General features: G+C 61.4%; 25 protein-coding genes and 1 pseudogene. 11 read left to right on the top strand and 15 right to left on the bottom strand.

Going from position 1 to position 26,388, the window contains the following annotated elements; translation table 11 throughout:
* Positions 1–6: 6 nt before the first annotated feature.
* Positions 7–969, top strand: coding sequence for a methyltetrahydrofolate cobalamin methyltransferase (locus ACZ9IU_RS12250; protein WP_038543303.1), 963 nt, complete (start codon positions 7–9; stop codon positions 967–969).
* A gap of 11 nt (positions 970–980) precedes the next feature.
* Positions 981–3,017, top strand: coding sequence for an ASKHA domain-containing protein (locus tag ACZ9IU_RS12255; protein ID WP_038543306.1), 2,037 nt, complete (start codon positions 981–983; stop codon positions 3,015–3,017).
* A gap of 2 nt (positions 3,018–3,019) precedes the next feature.
* Here the strand turns inward: ACZ9IU_RS12255 and ACZ9IU_RS12260 are convergent, their stop codons facing one another.
* Positions 3,020–3,958, bottom strand: coding sequence for a LysR family transcriptional regulator (locus tag ACZ9IU_RS12260; protein WP_173426747.1), 939 nt, complete (start codon positions 3,956–3,958; stop codon positions 3,020–3,022).
* A gap of 171 nt (positions 3,959–4,129) precedes the next feature.
* Between ACZ9IU_RS12260 and ACZ9IU_RS12265 the strand changes: the two genes are divergently transcribed.
* Positions 4,130–4,336, top strand: coding sequence for a hypothetical protein (locus ACZ9IU_RS12265; RefSeq protein WP_038543309.1), 207 nt, complete (start codon positions 4,130–4,132; stop codon positions 4,334–4,336).
* A gap of 234 nt (positions 4,337–4,570) precedes the next feature.
* Entirely contained in the window at positions 4,571–5,590 is a 1,020-nt protein-coding gene (locus tag ACZ9IU_RS12270; protein ID WP_038549255.1) for a GlxA family transcriptional regulator, read from the top strand.
* An 18-nt stretch (positions 5,591–5,608) separates the two neighbouring features.
* Here ACZ9IU_RS12270 and ACZ9IU_RS12275 read toward each other — a convergent pair whose 3' ends face one another.
* From ACZ9IU_RS12275 to ACZ9IU_RS12290, 4 genes are all read right to left on the bottom strand, one after another.
* The gene (locus ACZ9IU_RS12275) at positions 5,609–6,217 is read right to left on the bottom strand and encodes a GGDEF domain-containing protein (RefSeq protein ID WP_051899728.1); all 609 of its coding nucleotides are present in this window, start codon (positions 6,215–6,217) and stop codon (positions 5,609–5,611) included.
* 18 nt (positions 6,218–6,235) lie between these two features.
* A complete protein-coding gene (locus tag ACZ9IU_RS12280; RefSeq protein ID WP_038543311.1) occupies positions 6,236–7,084 on the bottom strand; it encodes a response regulator in 849 nt (282 codons plus the stop codon).
* Positions 7,085–7,241: 157 nt separating this feature from the next.
* Positions 7,242–9,755 carry a GcvT family protein gene (locus ACZ9IU_RS12285; protein ID WP_038543314.1) on the bottom strand — a complete coding sequence of 838 codons (2,514 nt, stop codon included), beginning with the start codon at positions 9,753–9,755 and terminating at the stop codon, positions 7,242–7,244.
* 154 nt (positions 9,756–9,909) lie between these two features.
* Positions 9,910–12,318 (bottom strand): mechanosensitive ion channel family protein, encoded by a 2,409-nt coding sequence (locus ACZ9IU_RS12290; protein WP_051899729.1) that lies wholly within the window; start codon positions 12,316–12,318, stop codon positions 9,910–9,912.
* Between the two features lie 232 nt (positions 12,319–12,550).
* Here ACZ9IU_RS12290 and ACZ9IU_RS12295 point away from each other — a divergent pair, with 232 nt between their 5' ends.
* On the top strand, positions 12,551–12,805 hold the full coding sequence (locus ACZ9IU_RS12295) for a GlsB/YeaQ/YmgE family stress response membrane protein (RefSeq protein WP_038543316.1): 255 nt from the start codon (positions 12,551–12,553) through the stop codon (positions 12,803–12,805).
* Positions 12,806–12,816: 11 nt separating this feature from the next.
* Here ACZ9IU_RS12295 and ACZ9IU_RS12300 read toward each other — a convergent pair whose 3' ends face one another.
* From ACZ9IU_RS12300 to ACZ9IU_RS12325, 6 genes are all read right to left on the bottom strand, one after another.
* The gene (locus ACZ9IU_RS12300) at positions 12,817–13,374 is read right to left on the bottom strand and encodes a DUF924 family protein (protein WP_038543318.1); all 558 of its coding nucleotides are present in this window, start codon (positions 13,372–13,374) and stop codon (positions 12,817–12,819) included.
* 11 nt (positions 13,375–13,385) lie between these two features.
* Positions 13,386–13,877, bottom strand: a complete 492-nt coding sequence (locus ACZ9IU_RS12305; protein ID WP_038543321.1) for a heme-degrading domain-containing protein — start codon at positions 13,875–13,877, stop codon at positions 13,386–13,388.
* A gap of 61 nt (positions 13,878–13,938) precedes the next feature.
* Positions 13,939–14,490, bottom strand: coding sequence for an FMN reductase (msuE, locus tag ACZ9IU_RS12310; protein ID WP_038543322.1), 552 nt, complete (start codon positions 14,488–14,490; stop codon positions 13,939–13,941).
* Positions 14,491–14,607: 117 nt separating this feature from the next.
* A complete protein-coding gene (locus tag ACZ9IU_RS12315) occupies positions 14,608–15,993 on the bottom strand; it encodes an FAD/NAD(P)-binding protein (RefSeq protein WP_038543324.1) in 1,386 nt (461 codons plus the stop codon).
* 150 nt (positions 15,994–16,143) lie between these two features.
* Positions 16,144–16,443 (bottom strand): hypothetical protein, encoded by a 300-nt coding sequence (locus ACZ9IU_RS12320; RefSeq protein WP_038543325.1) that lies wholly within the window; start codon positions 16,441–16,443, stop codon positions 16,144–16,146.
* Between the two features lie 87 nt (positions 16,444–16,530).
* Positions 16,531–16,896 carry a response regulator gene (locus tag ACZ9IU_RS12325; RefSeq protein ID WP_038543328.1) on the bottom strand — a complete coding sequence of 122 codons (366 nt, stop codon included), beginning with the start codon at positions 16,894–16,896 and terminating at the stop codon, positions 16,531–16,533.
* A 344-nt stretch (positions 16,897–17,240) separates the two neighbouring features.
* On the opposite strand from ACZ9IU_RS12325, the gene ACZ9IU_RS12330 reads away from it, so the two are divergent.
* The 5 genes and pseudogenes from ACZ9IU_RS12330 to ACZ9IU_RS12350 all read left to right on the top strand — a co-directional run bounded on the left by ACZ9IU_RS12330 (position 17,241) and on the right by ACZ9IU_RS12350 (position 22,363).
* Positions 17,241–17,861 (top strand): TerC family protein, encoded by a 621-nt coding sequence (locus tag ACZ9IU_RS12330; protein ID WP_038549261.1) that lies wholly within the window; start codon positions 17,241–17,243, stop codon positions 17,859–17,861.
* Positions 17,862–18,154: 293 nt separating this feature from the next.
* The gene (locus ACZ9IU_RS12335) at positions 18,155–18,664 is read left to right on the top strand and encodes a cupin domain-containing protein (RefSeq protein WP_038543330.1); all 510 of its coding nucleotides are present in this window, start codon (positions 18,155–18,157) and stop codon (positions 18,662–18,664) included.
* Between the two features lie 199 nt (positions 18,665–18,863).
* The gene (locus ACZ9IU_RS12340) at positions 18,864–19,244 is read left to right on the top strand and encodes a hypothetical protein (RefSeq protein WP_157885137.1); all 381 of its coding nucleotides are present in this window, start codon (positions 18,864–18,866) and stop codon (positions 19,242–19,244) included.
* A gap of 87 nt (positions 19,245–19,331) precedes the next feature.
* Positions 19,332–21,852, top strand: a pseudogene (secD, locus tag ACZ9IU_RS12345) (protein translocase subunit SecD).
* A 73-nt stretch (positions 21,853–21,925) separates the two neighbouring features.
* Positions 21,926–22,363 (top strand): YqaA family protein, encoded by a 438-nt coding sequence (locus ACZ9IU_RS12350; RefSeq protein WP_038543336.1) that lies wholly within the window; start codon positions 21,926–21,928, stop codon positions 22,361–22,363.
* Here the strand turns inward: ACZ9IU_RS12350 and ACZ9IU_RS12355 are convergent, their stop codons facing one another.
* Positions 22,364–22,990 (bottom strand): TetR family transcriptional regulator, encoded by a 627-nt coding sequence (locus ACZ9IU_RS12355; protein WP_038543338.1) that lies wholly within the window; start codon positions 22,988–22,990, stop codon positions 22,364–22,366.
* Between the two features lie 15 nt (positions 22,991–23,005).
* The gene (locus tag ACZ9IU_RS12360; RefSeq protein WP_038543340.1) at positions 23,006–23,668 is read right to left on the bottom strand and encodes a class I SAM-dependent methyltransferase; all 663 of its coding nucleotides are present in this window, start codon (positions 23,666–23,668) and stop codon (positions 23,006–23,008) included.
* Between the two features lie 311 nt (positions 23,669–23,979).
* On the opposite strand from ACZ9IU_RS12360, the gene ACZ9IU_RS12365 reads away from it, so the two are divergent.
* Positions 23,980–25,341 carry an APC family permease gene (locus ACZ9IU_RS12365; RefSeq protein WP_038543342.1) on the top strand — a complete coding sequence of 454 codons (1,362 nt, stop codon included), beginning with the start codon at positions 23,980–23,982 and terminating at the stop codon, positions 25,339–25,341.
* A gap of 3 nt (positions 25,342–25,344) precedes the next feature.
* Here ACZ9IU_RS12365 and ACZ9IU_RS12370 read toward each other — a convergent pair whose 3' ends face one another.
* Positions 25,345–26,025 carry an HAD family hydrolase gene (locus ACZ9IU_RS12370; protein WP_038543345.1) on the bottom strand — a complete coding sequence of 227 codons (681 nt, stop codon included), beginning with the start codon at positions 26,023–26,025 and terminating at the stop codon, positions 25,345–25,347.
* Positions 26,026–26,144: 119 nt separating this feature from the next.
* Positions 26,145–26,291, bottom strand: a complete 147-nt coding sequence (locus ACZ9IU_RS12375) for a glycine zipper domain-containing protein (RefSeq protein ID WP_173426748.1) — start codon at positions 26,289–26,291, stop codon at positions 26,145–26,147.
* Positions 26,292–26,388 lie beyond the last annotated feature (97 nt).

Here is a 26,388-nt window from a genome sequence, read left to right on the forward strand (position 1 = left end):
GAAGAAATGACCCGCACCATCGTCGCATCCGCAACCCGGGAGATTGTGATCGGCTTCGACCAGCCCTTCTGCGTGATCGGCGAACGCATCAACCCGACGGGCCGCAAGAAGCTCGCGGCCGAGATGATCGAGGGCAATTTCGACACGGTCATCAGGGATGCGCTGGAACAGGTGGCGGCGGGCGCCACCATGCTCGACGTCAATGCCGGGGTCACCTCGGTCAACCCCAACGAGACCGAACCTGGCCTACTCGTCCGGACGCTGGAGATCGTCCAGGGCCTCGTCGACGTGCCGCTGTCGATCGACAGTTCGGTGACAGCCGCCATCGAGGCGGCGCTGAAAGTGGCCAAGGGCCGGCCACTGGTCAATTCGGTCACCGGCGAGGAGGAAAAGCTCGAGGCGATCCTGCCGCTTTGCAAGAAATACGACGTACCGGTCGTGGCGATCTCCAACGACGAGACCGGCATTTCGATGGATCCGGACGTCCGTTTCGCGGTCGCCAAGAAGATCGTCGAACGCGCCGCCGACTACGGCATCAAGCCGCATGACATCGTCGTCGATCCGCTGGTCATGCCGATCGGCGCGCTCGGCAGCGCCGGCCTCCAGGTCTTTGCGCTGCTGCGGCGCCTGCGCGAGGAGCTGAAGGTCAACACGACCTGCGGGCTCTCCAACATCTCCTTCGGCTTGCCGCACCGCCATGGCATCAATGCCGGCTTCATCCCGATGGTGATCGGCGCCGGCATGACGTCGGCGATCATGAACCCCTGCCGGCCGCAGGAAATGGAAGCGGTGCGCGCCGCCAACGTGCTGAACGGCACGGATCAGAACTGCGGTAACTGGATCATGACCTATCGCGACTACAAGCCAGTCGAAGGCGGCGGAGCCGCTGCGACGGCTGCACCTTCTGCTGCCAGCGGCCGACGCGGCGGCCGGGCCGCACGGGCTGGCGCCGGAGCAAGCATGGAGTAAGTACAGGTATCATGGCGGATATTTCCAAGAGAGATCCCCTCGTCCTCTTCATGCCGTCTGGCAAGCGCGGCCGGTTTCCGGTCGGCACGCCGGTGCTCGATGCCGCGCGTCAGCTTGGCGTCTATGTGGAAAGCGTCTGCGGCGGGCGGGCGACCTGCGGGCGATGCCAAATCTCAGTCCAGCAGGGACATTTCGCCAAGCACGGCATTACCTCGGCGAACGACCATCTGTCACCGCTCGGCCCAAAGGAAGAGCGCTACGACCGCGTGCGCGGGCTTCCCGAAGGTCGCCGCCTCTCCTGCTCGACCCAGATTCTCGGCGATCTCGTCATCGACGTTCCTCAGGATACGGTGATCAATGCTCAGGTAGTCCGCAAGGCCGCCGACGAGCGTGTCTTCGACCGCAATCCGGCGATCCGCATGTGTTATGTCGAGGTAGAAGAGCCCGACATGGAAAAGCCGCTCGGCGATCTCGACCGCCTGAAGGCAGCCCTTGCCGCTGAATGGCATTTTGACGATCTCGATGTCGATTTCCACCTGATTCCCAAGGTCCAGCAGATTCTGCGCAAGGGCGAGTGGAAGGTCACGGCGGCAATCCACAAAGATCGCGACGATGACCGTGCCCGGCTCGTCGCGCTCTATCCCGGCCTGAAGAACGAGGCCTACGGGATTGCCTGCGATATCGGCTCGACGACGATCGCCATGCATCTGTCGTCGCTGCTGTCGGGTCGCACCGTGGCGTCGGCGGGCACGTCGAACCCGCAGATCCGCTTCGGCGAAGATCTGATGAGCCGCGTTTCCTATGTGATGATGAACCCCGATGGCCGCGAGGCGATGACGTTAGCGGTGCGCGAGGCGCTGAACGGGTTGATCGACAAGGTCTGCGCTGACGGCGGCGTGTCTCGCACCGACATTCTCGACAGCGTCTTCGTCGGCAATCCGATCATGCACCATCTGTTCCTCGGGATCGATCCGACGGAGCTTGGCGGAGCCCCCTTCGCGCTTGCCGTTTCCGGAGCGGTAAAGGTCAGATCCTCCGAGATCGGCTTGCCGATGAACGAAGGCACCCGCACTTATCTCCTGCCCTGCATTGCCGGCCATGTCGGTGCCGATGCCGCGGCGGCAACTCTGTCGGAAGGTCCGCACCGGCAGGAGGAGATGATGCTGCTGGTCGATATCGGCACCAATGCGGAAATCGTGCTCGGAAATTCGACTCGCGTCGTCGCTGCCTCCTCGCCGACCGGTCCAGCCTTCGAAGGTGCCGAAATCTCATCGGGCCAGCGGGCAGCACCCGGTGCCATCGAGCGGATCCGTATCGACGCCGAAACCCTCGAGCCGCGCTTCCGGGTGATCGGCATCGAGCCCTGGTCGGACGAACCCGGTTTTGCGGAGGCTGCGGCCACAATCGGCATCACCGGCATCTGCGGCTCGGCGATCATCGAAGTGATTGCCGAAATGTATCTCGCCGGATTGATCTCGGAAGACGGCGTGGTGGACGGCGCAATGGCGGAGCGCAGCACACGCATCCTCCAGAACGGCCGAACCTTCTCCTATCTGGTGCATGACGGCGAGCAGCGCATCACTGTGACCCAGAACGACGTGCGCGCCATCCAGCTCGCCAAGGCCGCACTTTATGCCGGCGTGAAGCTGTTGATGGACAAGCAGGGCGTCGACCATGTCGATCGCATCGGCCTTGCCGGCGCCTTCGGCACGTTCATCGATCCGAAATACGCCATGGTGCTGGGTCTCATCCCGGATTGCGATCTGGCACGCGTCAAATCGGTCGGCAATGCCGCCGGCACGGGCGCGCGGATGTGCCTGCTGAACCGAGGCTACCGCCGGGAGATCGAGGAAACTGTGCGCAGGATCGAGAAGATCGAAACAGCCCTGGAGCCGAAATTCCAGGAGCATTTCGTCTATGCCATGGCCCTACCGAACAAGGTCGATGCCTTCCCGCACCTGGCGGCGGTCATCACCCTGCCGGAGCGTAAGGCGCTGGCCGAGGCTCCGGGAGAAGGCGGCCGCAGACGTCGCCGCGGCCGCGAGTAGGATCAGGCAGCGGCGGCGACGAGGGAGCCGAAAGCTTCGCGGATGCTTTCGGCCACTGCCTTGCCGGGCACGGAAAGCTGCGGAGCCGTCAACAGCCGGATATCGAAGTTGATGAGCTCCGGCAGACCTTCCTTCGCCCCGAGTATCTGCATGTCTTCGGTAACGTAAGAACGCGGGAACGGCGCGATCGCCAGATCGGACAGCACCGCGGCGCGTTGCGCCATCGTATGGGCGCTCGCATAGGCGATGCGATAGCTCCGCTTGTGCTTCTCAAGCTGAGCAATCGCATCCTGACGCCAGACGCAGCCGTCCTCCCAGACCGAAATCGGCAGCGGATCGCGCAGATAGGCGGTGCCGCATTTGGCGCCGGCCCAGACCAGTCGTTCCGTGTGGATCATCTCACCCGCCGTCGCGAAAGGCCGCGTGGCACAGTTGATCAGAGCCAGATCCAGGCGCTGCTCGTCCATGCGTTTCTTGAGCGCAAGGCTCATGTCGACGGTGACATCGACCATGATGCCCGGAAAGCTCTCGCCGAAATCCTTGAGCACCTTCGGCAGAAGGCGTTCGGCGATATCGTCCGGCGCACCGAGGCGCACCACGCCGGCAAGTTCCGGCATGACGAAACGTGACACGGCTTCGTTGGAGAGCGCCAGCATGCGCCGCGCATAGGAGAGCAGCATCTCGCCATGCTGCGTCAGCGACACCGAGCGGGCGTCGCGCAGGAAGAGCGTCGTCTTCAACTGCTCTTCCAGCTTCTTGATCTGCATCGAAACAGCCGACGGCGTGCGCAGAACCGCATCGGCCGCGGTCGAGAAATTGCCGGTTTCGGCAATCGCCACGAAGGTGCGCAATACGTCGTTATCGAGCAGCGGGAGCGGCGGGCGGAATGGAACAGTCATGTCAGCCTCTATCAATAATTCTGAACTTAAACACCATATCATTTCGTTTGATTGAATGTCAAACGAGAGGCATAGTCAAAAGCATCGGAAGCGAGCGTCGATCTGCAACAGAATTTCATGAGACGCATAACTTGCATCCGATTGATTGATGGATTGACGGCGTTCATTGTTCCCATAGAGCGCTGCTCCATGAAACACCCAAGGAGAACTGACATGACCATGATCACCTATCAGGAGAGCGATCGCTCCCGGCGTCAGTCGTCGTTCGTCTCGCTGATCCGCCCTGCCCTTACTGCGGTGTTTGGACTTCGCGACCAATGGCGTCGCCGCCAGACCGAAAGGATGCTGGAAGGTTTGCCGGCAGAAATCCGCAAGGACATCGGATGGCCGACGACCAATGCCGCACCGCATCGCCGATAACCTCCCGACCCATGGCCCGCACACGAACCGGTGAAGCGGGCCATGTAGTCTGAGACACGCTTTGAGCCTGCTGCCTTTGACAATTATGTCTGCGACCCGCTTATGTCGCAAAAATGTTATCAGCCTGTCGCCGAAAGCCCTTCTCCGCCGCCTTTCCCCGTGCCAATGTCGCTTTTGAAGAAAAGCGGGCCGCAATGTACGGCCACGAACAAGGGGAATGACGGCATGAATGTGATGACCAAAAACCCGGCAGCAAAGCGCTCTCTCGTCTTTTTTCTTGTTCCCCATTTCACCATGCTGCCTTTTGCTGCAGCGGTGGAGACGCTCCGAATCGCCAATCGCATGCTCGGATACTCGGCCTATACCTGGCGGCTCTGTTCCGCCGACGGCGAAAAAGTCTATTCCTCGAGCGGCATCGGGATTGAGGTAAATTCGTCGCTGGCCGACGAACGTCGCAGCCTCTCCGGCGAAAACCGCCCGAACATGGTTCTGGTCTGCTCGGGCGTCTACGTTGAGGAGTTCAACAACAAGTCGGTCAACGCCTGGCTGCGCGAAACCTATAACCGCGGCATTGCCGTTGGAAGCCTCTGCACCGGAGCACATGTGCTCGCCCAGGCCGGGCTGCTGAACGGCAAGCGTTGTGCCATACACTGGGAAAACCTTCCCGGATTTGCCGAGGCATTCCCGCAGGCAGAAGTTTATGCGGATCTCTACGAGGTCGATTCGAACCTCTATACCTGCGCCGGCGGTACCGCCTCGCTCGACATGATGCTGAACCTGATCAGCCAGGATTTCGGCGAGAACCTCGTCAATCGCGTCTGCGAGCAGCAGTTGACGGACCGCGTCCGCAACCCGCACGACCGCCAGCGCCTGCCGCTGCGGGCCCGCCTCGGCGTCCAGAACGCCAAGGTTCTGACGATCATCGAGGTCATGGAAAACAACCTCTCCGAACCATTGTCGCTGGTCGAGATCGCCGACGACGCCGGCCTCTCCCGGCGCCAGATCGAACGCCTGTTCCGCCAGGAAATGGGCCGCTCGCCCGCACGCTATTATCTGGAAATCCGGCTCGACCGGGCGCGGCACCTGCTCGTACAGTCCTCGATGCCTGTGGTCGAGGTGGCGGTGGCCTGCGGGTTCGTGTCGGCCTCGCATTTCTCGAAATGTTATCGTGAGGTCTATAATCGTTCGCCGCAGCAGGAGCGCGCCGAGCGCAAGCTCAACATGAACACTTCGCGCGTCGGCGTGGTGGCCTGATCCTGGTGACTGCGGCTGTCAACCTGCCGCTTGCAGCACGATCGTATGATCCGAAAAGACCTGGTTGCGGCCGAAGCTCTTCGCCATGAACAGGAATTGTTCTGCAGCATTGAGGTAATTGTCGAAGGTCTCCGGGCCGTAGACTTCTGCCAGTCCGATCGAGACGGTTATCGAGAAGTCGTTGTCGCCGGAAGCGATCCGCATACCGGCGATCTCAAGCCTCAGCTTTTCGCAGAAATCCGTTGCCGCCGCGCCGTCGAAACCGACCAGCAGCAGGCCGAATTCCTCGTCGTCCAGCCGGGCAAGGAGGTGCCGGCCGCCGATGCACGCGGCATCGAGTTTGGCCGCGATCGCCTTCAGGACTTGAGCGATCGTTTCCTCGCAATGGGTATCGTTCAACCGCCGGAAATGATCGATGTCGACGATTGCGACGGCGCAGGACGTGCCCTCGGAAAGGCAGGTCCCCACCAGCGGTGAACCAAGCCGATAGAACTCCCTCAGATTGGCAAACCCCGTCAACGGATCGGCGGTGAGATTAGCCATCTCCATCTGGACCGGTGATGGCGCAGCCCAGCCGTAGGTCAGACGTTCCGACTTCCGGAAGTGCTGGCTTTGAAGATAGGGCATGCGAAAAACCCTCGCAGATCAGGCGACGTTCTTGACCGTCGAGTCCTGACGTTTTGCCTGCATCGACCAGATCTGGATCAGCGTATCCAGGTTTTGGTTGACGCGGCAGTAAAATTCCTCGTCGATGAAGGGCCGCAGCATGAAATCGTTGCCGCCAGCCTTCAGGAAACGGGCCGAAAGCAGCCGGTTCGAAGAAGACGACACGCCAATGATCCGCAGTTCGTGCGAACCGCGCACAGAGCGGATGCGGCGGGTCAGTTCGAAACCGTCGATATCGGGCATATTGTAGTCGGTGACGACGAGGCCGATATCCGGGTTCTTCTTCAGAATATCCAAGGCCTTGGCACCGTTCTCCGCAACGCTGACCCGGAAATTGTAGCGCTTCAGACGGCTGGACAGCAGCGCCCGCGCCGTCGGGCTGTCGTCGACGATCAGCACGTGGTGGCGATGATTGGTGAGGAACCGGCAGACCGATTCGGCCAGCATCTCGACCGCAAAGACATTGTCCTTGAGGATATAGTCGACGATGTCCTTGGTCAGCAGCTTGTCGCGCGTCTCTTCGTGGAACGTGCCGGTAAAGACGATGGTGGGGATCGAGAGATCGACGAGATATTCCAGCGCCTCGCCGTTTTCCGCACCCGGCAGGTTGATATTGGAAATCGCCAGTGTGACCGGTTCGCTCGAACGGTCATAGGCAACCTGCAATTCCTCGAAATTGCGGCAAATCTCAACCTCGATGCCGAACAGCTCCTTGAGCCGGGTACCGATCATCGAGGTAAAGACGTTGGAATCTTCCGCAAGCAGGATGCGGGAGTTTGCCAGTGATTGGCCGGAATACTGCATCCCGGAAATGCCGAGGAATGTCATGGTGCCCCTGTCGATAAGTAATTATCCCCTCAGCTAACAGCCGTATTACAAACGCTTTGCAGAACCGTTAATCGGAGCGGCTTCCTCGTCCAAAAACGGAACAGGCGGCCCGAAGACCGCCCGTCAATGTCAATGGTTTCTTACTTTTAGCCGGATTTCACGCGCGCAGTGCAACGTTGTCGGTGTCAAACGGGCTCTCGGCGACAACGCTGGCATTGTAGAGATTGCCGAGAATCTTGATCTTGAGCCGCGTGCCAGTCTCCGCATAACCGGGCTTCACCATCGCCAGCGCCAGAGACTTGCCGATCCGCCAGCCGTAGGCGCCGTTGGTGGCGCGGCCGATCAGTTCGCCGGCTTCATTGTAGATCGCCTCAGAACCGCGGGCATCGAGATCGTTGGCGCCTTCGACCACCAGCGTGCAGAAATTCCACTTCAGCCCCTTCTCCCTGTAGGAAAGCAGGCCTTGCTTGCCGAGGAATTCCTTGTCCGTCTTGATGAAACGGTCGAGACCGGACTCGTAGGCATTGTACTCGATCGACATTTCGCGCGGGATGAGCCGATACGACTTCTCGACCGACATGGAGAGCATGGCACGAATGCCGAAGGGTTTGATGCCGAATTCGGCGCCGGCTTCCATCAGCTTGTCGAAGATGTAGTTCTGCATCTCGATCGGGTGATGCAGTTCCCAGCCCAGTTCGCCGACGAAATTAACGCGCAACGCATGGGCGGACGCCATGCCGACGGAAATCTCCTTGCCGGAAAGCCAGGGGAAATCCTTGTTGTCGAGGCTGGTGCGGGTGAGCTTCTTCAAAACCTGGCGAGACTTCGGGCCGGCCAGAACCAGCACGCCGAGCCTCTGGGTAATCTGGGTGAGTTTGACCGACCCATCCGTCGGCGCGAGCTTGCGCAGATAATCCTGGTCATGCGCCTCATAGGCACCAGCCGATACCAGATAGAAGCGATCCGGCGCCCACTCGTAGACGGTGAACTCGGAGCGCACCCCACCCTGTTTGGTAAGCAGGTGGCAGAGCGCGATGCGCCCGCGCTTCTTTGGGATCGCATTGGCGAAGATCGAGTCGAGGAAAGCGCGCGCACCCGGGCCGGACACTTCCATCTTGGCGAAGGCCGACATGTCGAGGACGCCGACATTCTCGTGGACATTCTTGACCTCGTTGCCCACGTGGTCGAAATAGTTCGAGCGGCGGAAGGACCATTTTTCGACGATCCGGCCATCTTCCAGCGCCGGCGCGTGATTGTGACCGGTCAGCACCTCGGCGCCGACGCCGAGGTCTTCCGCAGGCACTTCATAGCCTTCAGGCGCAAACCAGTTGGCGCGTTCCCAGCCGTAGACAGAGCCGAACACGGCACCCATCTTCTTCAGCCGGTCATAGACCGGCGTCGTCTTCAACGGACGCGCGGCAGAACGCTCCTCGTCGGGATAATGCATCGTGAAAACATTGGCATAGGCCTCTTCGTTCTTCTCGATGAGGTAGCCTTCCGTCGCGTAAGGCCCGAAGCGGCGCGGATCGACGCCCATCATGTCGACGGTGGGTTCGCCATCGACGATCCATTCCGCGAGCTGCCAGCCGGCGCCGCCGGCCGCGGTGATGCCGAAGGAATGGCCTTCGTTCAGCCAGAAGTTCTTGAGGCCAGGTGCGGGGCCGACGATCGGCGAGCCGTCCGGCGTATAGGCTATCGCGCCGTTATAGACCTTCTTGATACCCACTTCGCCGAACGCCGGCACGCGCACGATGGCGGTCTCGATATAGGGCATCAGCCGGTCGAGTTCCTCGTTGAAGAGCTCGTATTCGCTCTCGTCGGACGGACCGTCGACGTAACAGACGGGCGCTCCGACCTCGTAAGGCCCAAGCAGCAGGCCGCCATTCTCCTCGCGCATGTACCAGGAGGAGTCCGATTCGCGTAAGACACCCATTTCCGGCAGGCCCTTGGCCTTGCGCTCCTGGATCGCCGGATGCGGCTCGGTGACGATGTACTGGTGCTCGACCGGAATGACCGGAATGTTGATGCCGACCATCTCGCCGGTCTTGCGCGCGAAGTTGCCGGTGCAGGAAATGATGTGCTCGGCGGTGATCTCGCCCTTGTCGGTCGTCACTTTCCAGAGCCCGTCCGGCTGTTGTGCGATGGCGGTGACGGTCGTGTTTCGATAGATCGTGGCGCCGAGGTCGCGCGCACCCTTGGCAAGCGCCTGCGTGAGGTCCGCCGGCTGGATATAGCCGTCGTCAGGATGCTGGATGGCGCCGAGAATCCCATCCATCTCGCAGAGCGGCCAGATCTCCTTCACCTGTTCGGGCGTCAGGACGTTGACCGTGACGCCGATCGTCTCGGCGATCCCGGCATAATACATATACTCTTCCCAGCGGTCCTTGGTGCGGGCGAGACGGATGTTCGAGACTTTCGAGAAACCGACATTCATGCCCGTCTCTTCCTGCAGTTCCTGATAGAAACGCACCGAATATTTATGCAGCTGGCCGACCGAATAGGAGAGGTTGAAGAGCGGCAGAAGGCCCGCCGCATGCCAAGTCGAACCCGAGGTCAATTCCTTGCGTTCGATCAGAACCGCGTCGCTCCAGCCCTTTTTCGCCAGATGATAAAGCGTCGAAACACCGACCACGCCGCCGCCGATCACCACCGCCCGTGCATGTGTCTTCATGGAAAGAACCCCTCTTCGGCCTCGTGCGGCCTTTTCGCAAACTGCAGCGACTATGCAATTCCGGCACGCGGGCCAAACGCCTGTTTACGACATGCCGGGAGCCAGCCCGCGACGATCATCAGAATGGCCGCGCGGGGCTCGGGCAGAGGGTCGGTTAGGCGCCCCCTCTTGCATCGTTCTCCTCCGGCAGGATCGGCCGGCCCCGATGAAAGATGATCTCCTGCTGCGGGAACGGGATCGCGATCCCCTCCTCCTTGAACCGCTTGAGGATGGCGATCCTCAGATTGTTGCGGATCCTCAAACCCTCGCCCATGTCGGCCAAATGGAACCTCAGTTCGAAATTGAGCGAGGACGGACCGAAATTCAGGAACTCCACGTGCGGTTCCGGATTGCGCAGCACTTCCGGAACCTGGTCGACCAGTTCCAAAAGAATATCCATCACCTTCTGCGGATCGGTATGGTGGCTCACCGCGACCGGCACTTCGGAACGCCCGATCTTGTTGCGGTGCGTCCAGTTGCCGACCGGCGAATTGATGAGGTCGGAATTCGGCACGATGATCGACTGCTTGCGAAACGTCTCGATCTCCGTGGCGCGCACCGAAATGCGCTTGACGATACCTTCCGTCGCCCCGGTCACCACATGGTCACCGACCTTGAACGGCCGCTCGACGAGCAGGATCAGGCCGGACACGAAGTTCGAGACGATATTCTGGAGACCGAAACCGATGCCGACCGACAAGGCGGATGCGACCAGCGCGAAGCTCGACAGGTCGATGCCGGCGGCAGAAACGCCGACGAGCACCGCAAGCCCGACGCCGAGATAACCGATACCGGTCTTGACCGAATTACGGACGCCGAGATCCACCTGGCTGCGCGCCAGTACATTGCCGTCGATCCATTTTTGGATCCAGCGCGTGATGACGAAGCCGAGGCCGAAAAGCAGAATGCCGCCGAAAATACCGACGATCGAAATAGAGATGTTACCGATCCGGATCTGCGTGAAAAAGCTGTAGATCCAGGATTCGATATCGGCAATCTGGAAACCCCAGGTCAAGAGGATGAGGGGGATGCCGAGGATCAGCGCAAAGGCATAGATGCCAAGCCCCGCGACAAGCCCCGCCTGGTCGAGCGACACCTCGCCGAAATGAAAGCGTTCGGCGAGCCGGCGGCCGGCGGCCGTATCCGTGAACGATCCCTGTTTCGAGATCGCCCTGCCCGACAGCAGTCCGATATAGATCAGCACGATCACCGCACCGGTCAGCACGATCTGGGTGGAGGCGAACCGAGCAAGCCCGACATATCCCGTCAGCACCGACAGGATGAGGAGCAGGCCCATGACGCGAAGGAACAGAGGAAAGAAGCGCGGCCAGCGATGCCCCGGACTATCGGGATCCTCGCCCTCGGCAAGCCGCGGCTGGATGAAGGAGATGGCGATCAGGATCAGGCCGATGATGACGGAGGCGAGCAGGCTTTTGACGATGGTCAGAACCAACGGGGAATTCAGCGCCTCGCTGATCGCGCCGAGCAGATAGTCGAGCCCGTTGACGATCGCCATGGCAAGCACGGCGAGTGTCAGCAGATGGGCGCCACGGTTAGTGATGCGGACGAGCCGCCATTCCGGTTCGCCGGGCGCCAGCACACCATAGGTGAGCTTCCAGACGAAATTGACGAACCAGACGAATGCGAAAAATGTCACCACGATCGGCGTGATATCCGTGCGCAGGACATTGAAACCGTCGAGGAACAGGAATGAGGCGACCAGAAAGGCCGCCAGCGACACGGTCTGGATCACCGTCGACCAGAAGGCCACCGACAAACGCCTGATATAGGAAGGATGTTCATGGTCGTCGCGCCGGATGAAGCGCCCGAACAGCCGGTATCCTCCAGACAGGAAGAGCATGGCCGCGCCGAGCGACAGCGCCAGAGCGCCCAGCAGCTGCAGCTTCTTGAATTTCCAGACGAAACTGATCCAGCCGCTGAAGGTGGAGCCGAAATTCCTGACTTCCGCGACGAATGCGTTGCCGGCATCGGCGAACAGCTCGCCCGACAGCTCCGTGTGGCGGAAGAGCGTCTGGGTAAACAGCGTGCGGCGCAGATTGGTGATCGTGTTGGCGACCTGCGTCGCGCTGTTGGAAAGCTGGCCGGCGTCGTCGACGATAATGTTGAGCTCCGAGCGCTCGTTCAGCAGCCGGTTGCGCTCCTCGACGACCGCGGGCGCTTCCGGCGGCTGGCCGGCTGCGGGCGGCTCGCCGAGTCCCTTGAGGCGGGCCTGTATCTGTTCGACACGCGTACGCATGGCATCCGATGCGGATCGCATTTCGCCGACGATCGCTTCCGCTCTAACCCTGAGTTCCGCAAGACGTGCATCGTCGTCGGCATCGCTCTGTATCCGGTTGCGAAAGGAATCGAGCTGCTGGCGGATCGCGTCGATCTTGCCCTTCATATCGGTATTGATGGAATCGACGGTGACGTCGGGCGCCACCTGTTCCTGGCGCTGTCCTTGTGCCTGCTGCTGCGCCTGTGCGGCCGCCTGCGAGGGCAAGCCGAGCGGGGCAGCGATCATGAGTGCCGCCAGGAGCGCGCACGCTATCCGTTGAATGGTCGAAGGGCCGGTCGTGAGAAGTTGTGTCAAATGTCTGCTCTTTTGTCTTTCGATCGGATTCGCGCGCGAAAATAGAGTGACTTCTGGGCGAAGAAAAGGAATGCTCTGACGCCCGGCCACGAATTGGAACAATTCGTGGAACCTGGAACATTTCTTCGCGTTTCTCCGTCCCAACAATCATTGAGGGTAAGTCATGGAACAGGCAGGTATCGGCTGGATCGCAGCCATCATCATCGGCGGCATTGCCGGCTGGCTCGCTGAAAAGTTCATGAAAAGCGACATGGGCTTAATCATGAACATCATTCTCGGCATTGTCGGCGCCATCATCGCCAATGCCATTCTCAACTTTTTCCACCTTTCGCTGGGTAGCGGCTGGATCGCTTACCTCATCGCCGGCTTTATCGGCGCGTGCATCCTGATCGCCGTCGCACGCCTGTTCCGCCGCTAGTTACCTCAACGTCAGAAACCGGCGCCGGGCTTGGCCAGATATTCCAGCTCGGCGGCGGTCGATTCCCGGCCAAGCAGCGCATTGCGATGCGGGAAGCGGCCGAACTCGCGGATCACCAGGCGGTGACGCTCCGCATAATCCAGATAATCCGCATCCCCCAGCAAAGCGAAGAGCTCCACCGACCGATCCTGATCGGCAAGGACTTCCGAGTGTTCGAACGGGAGATAGAAGAAGCCGCGCTGTTCGGGCAGGACCGCCATATCCGCACCGGCCTCGATTGCCAACCTGGCCTCCCGCAAAGCCAGCCAGTCCGTTGCGAAGGCAAGCGGGGTGCCGCGATAGAGATTGCGGGAAAGCTGGTCGAGCACGATCACCGCCGCGAGCCGGTTTTCCGGCGAAGTCCGCCACGCGTCGAGCTCCCCCCGGGCAAGCGAGAGATGCGTCGCGGCAAAATGCCGGCGCATCGCCTCGTCGAGCGCCTCGTTCTTCTCGAACCAGTCCTTGCGGGTCAGTTCCCTGAACCAGAAGCTGAAAACCTCTTCGGGGGTCTTTATGTCGGCCTGCGCCATCGAATATCTCCTCAGTCGAGCCGGAGTGTGGAGATATCCTTGCCGATCATCCGCGCAAGGGCTTCGACGACCATGTTATGATCCTCGCGCTGCGGCAGGCCCGAAACGGTCACGGCTCCGATGCAGCCGACGCCGGCGACCTTGATCGGGAAGCTGCCGCCATGCGGCGCGTGGTCTGCCGCCGAAATACCATATCGGTTTTCGACCGTGTCGCCCTGGAGCTCGAGCTTCCGTCCGATTGCATAGCTGGACTGGAAGAAGCGGAGCACAAGATTGCGCTTGCGCCGTACCCAGCTCTGGTTGTCGGCGCTGGTGCCCGGAAGCGCCGTGTAGAAGGCCGACATCGAATGCAATTGCACGTCGATGACGATGCTCAGGCCCCGCTCGACGGCCATATGCCGGAGCAGCGATCCGAGATCCCAGGCTGTCGTCAGGTCGAACCGGTCGAAGACCAGCGCCTTCTCCTGCTCGGCGATCTTCGCCATGTCTTCTTCGATGGCCATGCGTTCTCCTCCGCGTTGCGGTTGCGGGGGATTGATGACGGCAAAGCGAACGAAAGTAAAGTTACTCGGCAGCGGCGAGTTCCCGGACGGGAAAGAAGGCGGCGAGTTCGTCGACGGCAAAGCCGATCCGCTGCTGCAGCGCCTCGGAGACAATGCGGTAGTCGGCGAAATCGCGGTCGGAGGCGTAGACGGCTGTCGGCAAGGTATGGGCCATGAAGAAACCGAAAAGCGGCCGAAGCTGATGTTCGACCATCAGCGCGTGCCGGTCGCCGCCGCCGGTAGCGGTGATCAGGATCGGCTTGGCGCGCAGCTGTTCGGGATCGATCAGATCGATGAAATGCTTGAAGAGCCCGGGATAGCTGCCCTTGTAGGTCGGCGAACCGACAATCAGGAAGTCCGCCTCGACGACATCCGCCAGTACCCTGGCGGCCGCTTCATCCAAATCACCCTGGCGTTGTGCCTGACCAAGAGACGGTCCCACATCGGTGAGATCATGAAGCCGGGTATCGAATCCATAACGCTCGGCTGCGACCGAAGCGATATGTTCGACCAGCGCAAAAGTCTTGGACGGGCGATTATAGCTCCCCGCGAGACCGACGAGTTTCAGGGCCATGGAAATTCCTTCCTGCGCAATGACTTTCTCCAGATTAACGTCGATGGCGCGGCATGAAAGCAAGGAACCTGCCGTTGATGCTCGATCAGGAGAAAATCGTGCTCACGGAATGCTCGACTACGCGATACGGGCTCGCCGTGGTGCCGTCCGGGAAATGTCCGTGGCGATTGTCTCTGCAAGCGCCTTGGCCTGTACGCGGATATCCGGCACCGCCGTGATCTCCCAGAACTGGCCGGCCGTCAGCGCTCCGGCAGCAAACAGGCCGGGCAGTGGCCGGCCATCCGGATCGAGAACGCGAGACCGCCCATCAACAGAGATGCCAAGTCCGAGTTCGTCCATGGCGATCATCCCAAGGTTCCGCATCTCGGTCAGCAGCGGCGAATGGCCGATGCCGGCGCGCTCCATGCCGGTGCAGTTGACGATCCAGTCCGCATGGAAGGAGGCAATGTCCGGCGTGCCGCGTTGCCTGAACCGGACGTTCGCACCCTCGCCGTCTCTCTCGATCGAGCGAAGAAAACCGGCATGCACGGTCACCGTACCGTCCTTCAGGAGCGCGTTGAAGCGCGCGAACACCTCCGGCGCAATGCGGTGGCGGTGGATGTTCCACCAGGCAAGTGCATGGCGCAGGAACCGCGAGCGCTGCTCGGCGGTCAGGCTCTGCCACAAAGCCTGGGTTTGCGGTCTTAGGCCATCGACGACGCCCCGCCAGTCGGCACCGTTCTCCACCTGTCGCCGCAAGGCGCGCAGCAGAGCGCTGATTTCGCGGCTATCGGGCAGATCCGGCGTGACGGGAGCGGCGCGCCGGTTCGGATGCGGGTGCGGCACCAGTCCGCGGCGCGACAGGACATGGATGCGGCCGCGATGGCCTTGGGCGCGCAGCGACAGAACCTGGTCGATCATCGTCAGGCCGGAGCCGAAGATACAGAGTTCGTCGGTGCGGTCGACGCGCGAAAGCCAGCCGAGCCGCCAGGGATTGTCGATGATGCGGGCGCCGACGCCCGGATCGATACGATCCTTCGGCAAAGGCAGATCTGCGTTGCCGACGCCGAGCGCCAGAATGACGGTACGGGCACGCAATTCACCGCCATTATCGAGATGGAAGATGATCCCGTCCTGTTCGCACTCAACGCAAGCCGTCGCCTTGGCTCGGATGAAATCCACATGCGCCCGCCGCTCGCGGGGCCTCAGCAGCGAAGCCAGCGTGTCGCGCAGGTAGAGGCCGTAGTCGCCGCGAGAGGCGAAATCCTCCGGAAAGGCCGCCCTGCCCTGGCTGCGTAGCCATTCGACGAAATCGTCCGGTCGATCCGGGAACACGCTCATCCGCGCCGCCGGGACATTGAGACGGTGCAGATAGAATTCGGTGCGGTAGGCGGTGCCCCGCCCGAAGCCGGGATCGTCGCCGACCACCGCGATCGAAGCGGAGGACGGCAGGAAGCGCAGGAGGTTGATGGTAAGGGCGATTGCGGAAAAACCGGAACCGACGACGGCGACATCATAAGTCATCAAGCACACACTCCTCGTCCTGGGTTGTTTTGGGCGAAAGGTTGTCTTGGAAGCCACAGGAAAGCGGTTTTGCATCTGCTTCCGCTGGCGCTTCAATGTCTACTAACTTAATAGAGATTGACGAAGAGTAAAGGTGTTTTCGCGTCTCTTTCAGTGGCACGCCTGTTCAGGCCGCGGCAGCGTCGGCGCTTCGGCGCTCGGATTGGTATTGTTCGGCGTCCCCGGCGGCTGGCAGCGATCTTCCTGATCGACAGTGCCGGTCGTGCTGTTGGTGGTCGTCGGATCAGTGACGCCGGGAAGCGTGGTGACCGGCGAAGCGCCGGAATTGGCATTGGGCGCGGTCGTTGTCGCCCCGGGCAAAGTGGTGGTGGCGTCGGTGCCTGATGTCTGGGCGAGGACTGGCGCCGAAAGCAGGGAAATGGCGGAAAACGCAATGATCCTCATCAGCATGTGAAGGTTCCTCCGGTTGATCGAAGAAACAACCGGAAGCCATGCCACTTGGTTCCGTTGCGCCGGCCCGTCTTCGGCCAACACTATTCAGCCTGGCATCATGTCGTGGATCGAGGACAGCAGCATGTCGTGCTGATAGGGCTTCGGCAGAAACACCGTGTTGGTCGGCAGGAGCATCGGGTCAAGGCTGACGACACCCGACGTGATGATGATGCCGATGCTCGGGCGGATGGCGCGTATCCGCTGAGCAAGCTGGATGCCATCCATCGACCCCGCCATGTTCACGTCGGTAAAAACGATGTCGATATCGGACCGGTTGCGGAAGAGTACCATCGCCTCGTCGGCACTGCCTGCTTCCAACACCTGGTGCCCGACCTCTTCCAGCGCATCGAGCGTGGTGAATCGGATTAGCGGTTCATCCTCGACGACGAGGACAACAGCTTTCTGCGCCATAAACGTCTCCTTCATCCATCGGATGTTTGTCCCATAGCCTCCACCGGCGAAAATCCGCTCCGCGATGCGGCAGGTCGGGGACGCGCTCCGCCGTGAGGCCATATAGGAGGCAGGTGAGTCGCGACAAGTGGAACTGAATCCGGACGAAAAACGCGGTTACCCGGATCGGTTGCTTTTCCGCACGCGCCAACCGCTTCGATAATGGATAATGACATTTGACAGAATGCAAAATCCGCTTGCCAAGCGCCCTGAAATATCCTGTACCAATCGCCACGAAAATGTGACTAGAAGAACATCCTCACCTTCCACCCTCATCCACTCCCGACTCAGGTTCACGCTTCATGATGGAACTCTTCACCGCAGCCGGCTTTGCGGCCCTTCTCGAGGTCATCGCCATCAACCTCGTTCTTTCCGGCGACAATGCCATCGTCATCGGTCTTGCTGCCGCCGGTCTTCCTGCCGAACTGCGCAAGAAGGCGATCCTCTTCGGCATCTCCGCGGCGACCGTGCTGCGCCTCGTATTTGCGGTCGTCGCAACCTACCTTCTGGCGATCAAGGGGCTCCAGCTTGCCGGCGGCCTGCTGCTGGCCTGGGTCTGTTGGAAGATGTGGAGCGAGCTGCGCGAGGGCCAGGGCGACGATGCCCATCTCGCCGCACAAGCCAAGGAAAACGCCGCTCAGAAGACTTTCTTTCAGGCCGCGACCCAGATCGTCGTCGCCGACGTCTCGATGTCGCTCGACAACGTGCTGGCCGTCGCCGGCGCCGCCAAGGAACATTCGACCGTGCTGATCATCGGCCTGATCGTCTCGATCGCACTGATGGGGATCGCTGCCAACTTCGTCGCCAAACTGCTCTCCCGCTTCCGCTGGATCGCCTATGTGGGCCTGGCGGTCATCGTTTATGTGGCGCTCGATATGATCTATCACGGCTCTCTCGAAGTCCTGCCGCTCATCCAAGGCGCATAAATCTCTTCCCCGCCTCTCGACCAGTCATTTGCCCCGCCGGCGCCGATCGCGTTGGCGGGGTTTTCTGTTTTGTCTCCCCCCGGGGAGAAGTACTAGAATGTGACAGTGCCCTGATTTGAAACAGGAAAATTATTCTCTGCTTACCAAGTTCTTTGACATTTGTGACGTTCCCATTGATCATGTTCGGCAAGCAAAGCTACGTGGCCTCCAGCCGGCATGACGCCGGTTAGGGGCTCGCGGACCCCCTACTCGCAAGAGTTGGTGAGCCCCGTCCTAGTCAACGAGAACCGATCTTGAGCGATAGTCACGACGATCATCATCACACTCATGACAGTGACCATGACGGTCATTCCCACGTCGATTGGCGCGAGCACGGCGTGAAAGTCATCCCGGGCAATTCGCTCGATCCCAACACCGCCCAGACCCCCGGCATGAACCGCGCGACCGCGATCAACAACGCCCGTGCGGGTGCCGAAAAGATCTGGGCGGGCACGGTGACGATCCATGCCAACGCCAAGACCGGCGCCCATCACCATGGCGATCTGGAAAGTATCATCTACGTGCTGAAGGGAAGAGCGCGGATGCGCTGGGGCGACAATCTCGAATTCGTGGCGGAGGCAGGCCCCGGCGATTTCATCTATGTGCCGCCCTACGTGCCGCATCAGGAGATCAACGCCAGCCGCGACGAGACCCTGGAATGTGTCCTCTGCCGCTCCGGCCAGGACCCGGTCGTGGTCAACCTCGATATCGAGCCGATCGAGAAGCCGGAAGAAGTGCTCTGGAAGGACCCGATCCACAAATAACGCGGCAACCGATTTCCCGCATGAAATGCAGGGATTGGCGCAAATGCCGCCGCAATCTGTCCTTACGCTTGCTCCGACTGGAGATTGACCGCCTCGAACCTCTCCTTTAGAAGGCGGCATTCCGTTCCGAAGCAAGGACTTCGGGATTTTTAACGCTCCGGAGCTGATGCGGATGGCGCTGTTTCCGCAGGACAAGCGGATGAGAGACGGACGTGAACAGGAAAGCCTCCTGTCGCGCTGGCCGGTCTTTGCCGCCGCTCTGCTGATTGCCGCCTTGTTCGGCCTGCTGTCCGGCGTCGTCAAGGACGTCCAGTTCCCCCGCGGCGTCCTTTCGGCCGACAAAAGCAACGACACTCCGCACCTGACCAAGCGCGAGCCTTTGCGTGCACTTGCCGCCATGGACCGCAAGGACGGAACGGGCGCCCATTGGCCTACGGGCGGCGGTGCGCTGGAAGCCCGCGCCATCGAGATCAGCTTCCCGATTTTTGTTTCGGCCTTCGCATCGAAGCCATCCTCCGATCCGACGGCTCATCCGTTCTGGCACGGATCGCTGCCGCGTGCGCCGCCGGCCCGCGCCTGAGATATCGCGCCCCGGCGCTTGCACGACATCAGCATTCTCGCCCAACCGCTCGACAGAGCGTGACCAGGGCTCAGCAGGATTAAACACATGAGAAATTCCCCATGGTTGGTGACGACCTATCTCGTCATCATCTTCCTCGGCATTCTGGTGGCGCTGCCGAACGTCATTCCGCAATCGACGCTTGGCCGGCTTCCCGCCTGGCTGCCACATAACCGCGTCTCGCTTGGCCTCGACCTGCGCGGCGGCTCGCACCTCGTGCTGGAAGTCGACCGCGGCGACCTGATCAACGAGCGTGTCCAGAGCCTGCTGCAGGATGCTCGCCGGGTTCTGCGCGACAAGAACATCGCGACCACCGCAATCCGCCGCACGGGTGACACCGTGACGGTCGCGCTGCGTGATGCGGCCCAGCGCGGCGCTGCCGTGACCGAGCTCCAGACGCTTGCCAACCCGGTCAACGCCGGCACAACGATCGGCGGCAGCGATCTTGCGATCACCACGCCCACCGACAATACGATCACGATCGCCCAGACAGAAGCCGGCATCAATTCGCACATCACCGGCGCCGTCGATCAGTCGCTTGAAATCATCCGCCAGCGCGTCGACCAGGTGGGCGTCGCCGAACCGACCATTCAGCGCATCGGCTCCGACCGCGTCCTTGTCCAGCTTCCGGGCGAACAGGATCCGGCCCGCCTTCGCCAGCTTCTCGGCTCGACCGCCAAGATGAGCTTCCATCTGCTCGGCCAGCAGGGCGAACAGGGTGTCACCATGCTCGCCGACGAGCGCGGTAACCAATATCCGGTCCTCGACCGCGTCGAACTTTCCGGCGACCGTCTGACCGATGCCCGCGCCGCCTTCGACCAGCAGACCAACGAACCGGTCGTCAACTTCCGCTTCGATTCGGCAGGCGCCAACCGCTTTGCCCAGATCACCCAGCAGAATGTCGGCCGCCCCTTTGCGATCGTACTCGACAACAAGGTGCTGAGCGCGCCCGTCATCCGCACGCCGATCACCGGCGGTTCGGGCCAGATTTCTGGCGGCTTCTCGGTGTCGGAAGCCAATACGCTCTCTGCACTGCTGCGCGCCGGCGCGCTGCCGGCGAAGCTCACCGTCATCGAAGAACGCACCGTTGGCGCAGACCTGGGTGCCGATGCGATCCAGATGGGCCTCTATTCCGGCCTCGTCGGCTTCGTCCTCGTCGCAGTCTTCATCCTGGTCCTGTATGGCACGTGGGGCCTGCTGGCGAACGTCGCGCTGCTGATCCACACGATCCTGACCTTCTCCGCCCTAACGCTGGTCGGCGCGACGCTGACACTGCCCGGTATCGCCGGTATCGTGCTCGGCATCGGCCTTGCGGTCGACGCGAACGTTCTGATCAACGAGCGCATTCGCGAGGAAACGCGTAAAGGCCGCGGCGCCTTCGCCGCCATCGACGTCGGCTTCAACCGCGCCTATTCGACCATCGTCGACGGCAACATGACCGCGCTGATCGCCGCCGCCATCCTGTTCTACTTCGGCTCCGGTCCGGTGCGTGGTTTTGCCGTCACCATGGGTCTCGGCCTGATCATCTCGATGTTCACGTCGGTCGCCTTCGTCCGCGTGACGATGATCGCCATCGCGCGCCGCTACAAGCTGAAGGTCATCAACATCCAGTCGATGTTCCGGTTCAGCCCTTACGACAAGCATATCCAGTTCATGAAGGCGCGCTTCTTCGGCGTGGCGGTCTCGGCCGTCCTGTCGATCGCCTCGATCGGGCTGTTCTTCTATCCGGGACTGAATTACGGCGTCGACTTCCGCGGCGGCATCCAGATGTCTGTCAAGACGCAAGGCCCCGCCGACCTCGCCAAGTTCCGCGAAGGTCTGAACACGCTCAACCTCGGCGAAATCACGCTGCAGTCCTTCGGCGATCCGAACACCATCCTGGTGCGTGCCCAGCGTCAGGAAGGCGGCGAAGAGGCGCAGACGGCAGCCGTCACCAAGCTGAAGGACGAGGTCACCAAGATCGACTCCACCGCGACCGTCCAGGGCACCGATGTCATCGGCCCGAAGGTTTCGGGCGAACTGGCCGTTGCCGGCTTCCTGTCGGTCTTCATCGCCAGTATCGCGATGCTGATCTATATCTGGGCGCGGTTCGAATGGCCGTTCGCGGTCGGCGCTATCGTCACCCTGGTGCTGGACGTCACCAAGCTGGTGGGTTTCTTCGCCATCACCGGCCTCGATTTCAATCTGACCGCGATTGCCGCGGTGCTGACGATGGTCGGTTATTCGGTCAACGACAAGGTCGTCGTCTACGACCGCATGCGTGAAAACATGCGGCTCTACAAGTCGATGCCGCTGCGCGAACTGATCGACAAGTCGATCAACGAGACGCTGGCTCGAAGCCTCTACACCAACGCCACCGCCTTCCTGTCGCTTCTGCCGATGGCGATCTGGGGGTGGCAGCGCGGTCGAAAGCTTCGCGGTCCCCATGGCATTCGGTATTCTCGTTGCCGGCGCATCGTCTGTCTTCATCGCGGCTCCGATCCTGCTCTTCCTCGGCGACTGGCGCAAACGTCACGCCAAGGCGGTGGAAACGGCTGCGGAAGAGGTCGAAAACGCCAAAAAGGCCTGATTGACAACCCAGCAATACAGGAAGGGCGGGTTTTCATCCGCCCTTCTTCATTTGGCTCCGCTATAGGTCGATCATGCTCGATTTTGCCGCCTATGCGGGACTGTTCTCCGCCGCCTTCATCGCCGCCACGATCTTTCCGATGCAGTCGGAGGCAATCCTTGTCGGCCTCATCCTGACCGATCGGTATTCGCTCATCGCCCTGCTGCTGGTCGCGTCGGTCGGCAACACGGCGGGGGCCGCCGTGAACTGGCTGCTCGGGCGTGGTGTCGAACGTTTTCGCGACAGCCGATGGTTTCCGGTGACCCAGGAAAAACTGGACAAGGCACAGGCTTGGTACCAGAAATACGGAAAATGGTCGCTGCTGCTGAGTTGGCTGCCGATCGGCGGCGACGCAATCACGGTCGCGGCTGGCGTGCTCAAGGAACCTTTACCGACCTTCCTGATCCTGGTTTTTATCGGCAAGGCGGTCCGCTATGTGGTGCTCGCCGCCGCGACACTCAGCGTGGCCTGATCAGAGGTCCTGCCCCTCGTAGCCAAAATCGGCAAGTGTCTTCCAGAAATCGCCGAAGAACCGATGCGCGAAGGTTTCGAGCGAAGTGCCCGGCGGCTGTTCGTTCCACAGTTCTCCGCCTGCCCGCAAGGCGCCTATGACCACGGCGGCCAGCAGGCGCACGCGCAGCCGTTCTTCGTCGCTTCGGCTTCGAGCCTTCAGCGCCTCGGTGAGCTTCAGTTCGAGCTTGGCATATTTGAGCTGGTCTCGGGCTTTCAGCGCCGGCGTACTGCGGATCAGTTCGCCGAGCGCCATCGCTCTTTCGTCGGCTGCCGAGACGATGGCGCTGACGAGGCCGTGTTGCACGGTCTTGACCGCCGGCTCGTCCGCTGGCCTCGACGCGATCGCCGCCATCAGATGATCGGCAAAACCGTCCTGCCAGGCGAACACGACCTCTTCCTTGGACGGAAAATAGTCGAAGAAACTGCGTTTCGAGACCTCGGCGCGTTCGGCAATTTCCTCGACCGTCGTGGCATCGAAGCCGCGCTCGAGGAACAGGCTCATCGCCGCTTCCTCGATGCGTTCGCGGGTCTGCCGACGCTTGAGCTCCCGCCGGCCTGTCGTCGCGCCATCAATCGCCTTGGTCATTTCATCCGATTTTGTTCAGGCGCCCGCGTCGTCGGCTTGGACCGGGCTGCCCTCTGCCTCGGCACGATATCTGGAACGCTCCCGTGTCAGATCCAGCGGCTTGCGGCGGGAAATCCGGTAGACGGCAGCGGGCGGCAGGTTGCGCACGGTGTGGCCGATATGCACGGCCTTCAGACCCAGCCGGTCGAGGATCGGCCGCGGCACGGGACAACGCGGGCCATAGGTGAACTGGTAGAAGGAACCGCCCGGACGGATATAGGTAAAGGCTCCGCCGAGGATCGCGGTAATCTTGCGCGGCGACATGGAGAGCAGCGGCAGGCCGCTGACGACCGCGCCGACCGGTTCGCCCTCGAAAATATCCTCATGGGCGAGCTTTGCCGCATCCATCTGCAGGATCCGCGCGTCTGGAAAACGCCGCTGAAGGCCGGGAACGAATTCCGGACCGTATTCGATCAGGGTGAGGTCGGATTGGGCAACGCCGCGCGCCAAAAGCGCACGGGTGAATACCCCGGTCCCCGGACCGAGTTCGATAACCGGGCCGTCCAGCGGCGCGATCTCCTGGGTCATCAGTCGCGCGAGCGAATCCCCGGAAGGCGCCAACGCCGCAACCCGCAATGGATTGCTGATCCAGGAACGGAAAAAATGCCAAAAATCCGAAAATGCCGCATCTGCTGTCATGGTCAGAGACTCACCGGTTTGAAAATGCGATCGAGTATTCCGCCGACCTTCACAGCCTGCATGGCAATTCCAAGGCATGGGAACCTCCGCTCAAGAAAAATACGCACATCGGCCGCAGAATTGTGCAGTGCGGCGGCTACACCGTCGTATTTAGAGGATTTTTGCATCGAGTGCAAGTTTTTACGATATTTTCGCTATACCCCTTTTCCCAGGCCGGAACGGGCTGAAACCTCCGCGTTTTTTGGGAACAACCGGCGCTTGTTCTCATTGAACACTCTTCCGGAGGGAATCGATAACATCAGGAGGAGTTTATGAAAAAGCCGGTCACTGAATTGGGCGAACAGAAGACGGAACTCCACCGGGTGATGGGACCCGGATTACTGCTGCTGTTTATCGTCGGGGATATTCTCGGGACGGGCATCTATGCCCTGACTGGCCAGGTGGCCAAGCAGGTCGGAGGGGTGGTCTGGCTGCCCTTTCTGATCGCCTTCGTCGTCGCCCTCCTCACCGCCTTCAGCTATCTCGAACTGGTCACCAAATATCCGCGCGCGGCCGGCGCAGCACTCTATACCCACAAGGCCTTCGGCATCCATTTCGTCACCTTCCTCGTGGCCTTTGCGGTGATGTCGTCGGGCATCACCTCGGCGGCGACCGCATCGCGGGCCTTTGCCTCCAACTTCGCGACCTCTCTCAGCCTCGATCTCGGCGCCTGGGGCGTACCGCTGATCGCGGTTGGTTTCATCGCGTTGGTCGCTGCCGTCAATTTCCGAGGGGTCGGCGAGAGCGTCAGGCTGAACGTTCTGTTGACCGTCGTCGAGCTGACCGGCCTGCTGATCATCATCGGCATCGGCTTCTGGGCGATCGCTGGCGGCCAGGGCGACGTTTCCCGCGCCTGGACATTCGCGACCCCGGAGAACAGCGGCGTCTTCTGGCCAGTCGTCGCGGCCACCACCCTCGCCTTTTTCGCCATGGTCGGCTTCGAGGATTCGGTCAACATGGCCGAGGAATGCAAGGAGCCGAGCCGGATGTTCCCGAAGGTGCTGCTAACCGGCCTTGCCCTCACCGGCCTCATCTACGTTCTGGTGGCCATCTCTGCGATCACGCTGGTACCGGCCAATGAACTCGGCCAGGGCGAGACGCCGCTGCTGAAGGTCGTGCAGGCCGGCGCCCCCGGCTTTCCGATCGGCATCTTTGCGATCATCACCATGTTCGCGGTGGCCAATTCCGCGCTGATCAACATGATGATGGCGAGCCGCCTGATCTACGGCATGAGCCGCGAAGGGGTTCTGCCGCAGGTGCTCGGCAAGGTCCATTCGGGCCGTCGCACACCCTATATCGCGATCGGTTTCACGTCGCTGCTGGCGGTCGCGCTGATCCTGTTTGCCGGCGGTGTTCCGGCGCTCGGCGGTACCACGGCGCTGCTGCTTCTCTGCGTCTTTGCGATCGTCAACGTCGCGGTGCTGGTGCTGCGCAAGGATACGGTCGAGAACAAGCATTTCCGCACGCCGACCATCCTGCCGGTACTCGGTGCGATCTCCTGCGCCTTCCTCGCCGGCCCCTGGACCGGCCGGGATCCGGTTCAGTATCTGATTGCCGCCTGCCTGCTCGGCCTCGGCGTCGTGCTTTGGTTCGCAACCGTCAGCATCATGAAGGCGTCGACCCAGCCTGTCTGATATTCACGCCTTGCGGCGGATCGACAGCCGTCCGTCTTCGCCGATATGCGGCACCACATCGAGATAGCCGGGTATTTTCGAATGCCCGGTTTCGATCGGATGGGAATGGGTGGCGGTGATCACCATCACGTCGGCGCCTGCCGCCTCGCCCGCCTGGATGCCGGCCGGCACATCCTCGAACACCAGCACCTCCGAGGGGCTGACGCCGAGCCGTTCCGAGCCAAGGATATAGCCCTGCGGATTGGGCTTGCCGACGGTGACGTCTTCGGCGGTCACCATGTAGCGCGGCTGCGGAATTCCGGCGGCGGCAAGCCGGACCTTGGCGAGTTCGATCGGCGACGACGTGACGATCGCCCAGCGTTCAGGCGGCAGCGCGGAGAGGAATTCCACCGCGCCCGGGATTGGCACCACGCCCTCAACATCCTCGATCTCGCCGCGCAGGATGCCTTCGGCTTCCGCGGCCGGATCGATGCCCGGCAGGTTCAGTGCGCTGATCGTGTCGATCCCACGCTTGCCATGCATGGTCGGCAGGAATGCTTCCACATCGAAACCCATCTTTGCCGCCCAGCGTCCCCAGACGCGTTCGGCGGATGCGATCGAGTTCAGGATCGTGCCGTCCATGTCGAACAGGAAAGCAGCGTAGGTTTTTTCGGGAAGGGAGATGTCGGCGGCGGGAAGAGGCACTGAAAGTTCCTTTAGCGTCGGATTCCGACTCGGGGAGATGGCCGGAAACTGCCCTCTTCCGAGTAAATGCAATGACGCAGGAAGGCAATTCCCGGCAAAGGCATGCGACCGCCTTCGGGCTATTTCGATCGCGAACGCAGGAATTGAGACAGGGCAACGCCGATCGCGATGCCCACGGCAACACCGATACCGATATTGTCAAAAACGACTGTCCCGAGCACCGTGCCCAGCCCGACGCCGACGGCTATTCCTGTCGCAATGGTCATGTCGGGACCATTGCGCGCCTAGATGGCGAGAGTTTGTCGCACATCCTTGTCTTCCCGCATCGAAGCGATAGAACTTGGCGACCAAGCCGGACAAGGA

It is taken from the genome of Mesorhizobium sp. USDA 4132 (assembly GCF_056279545.1).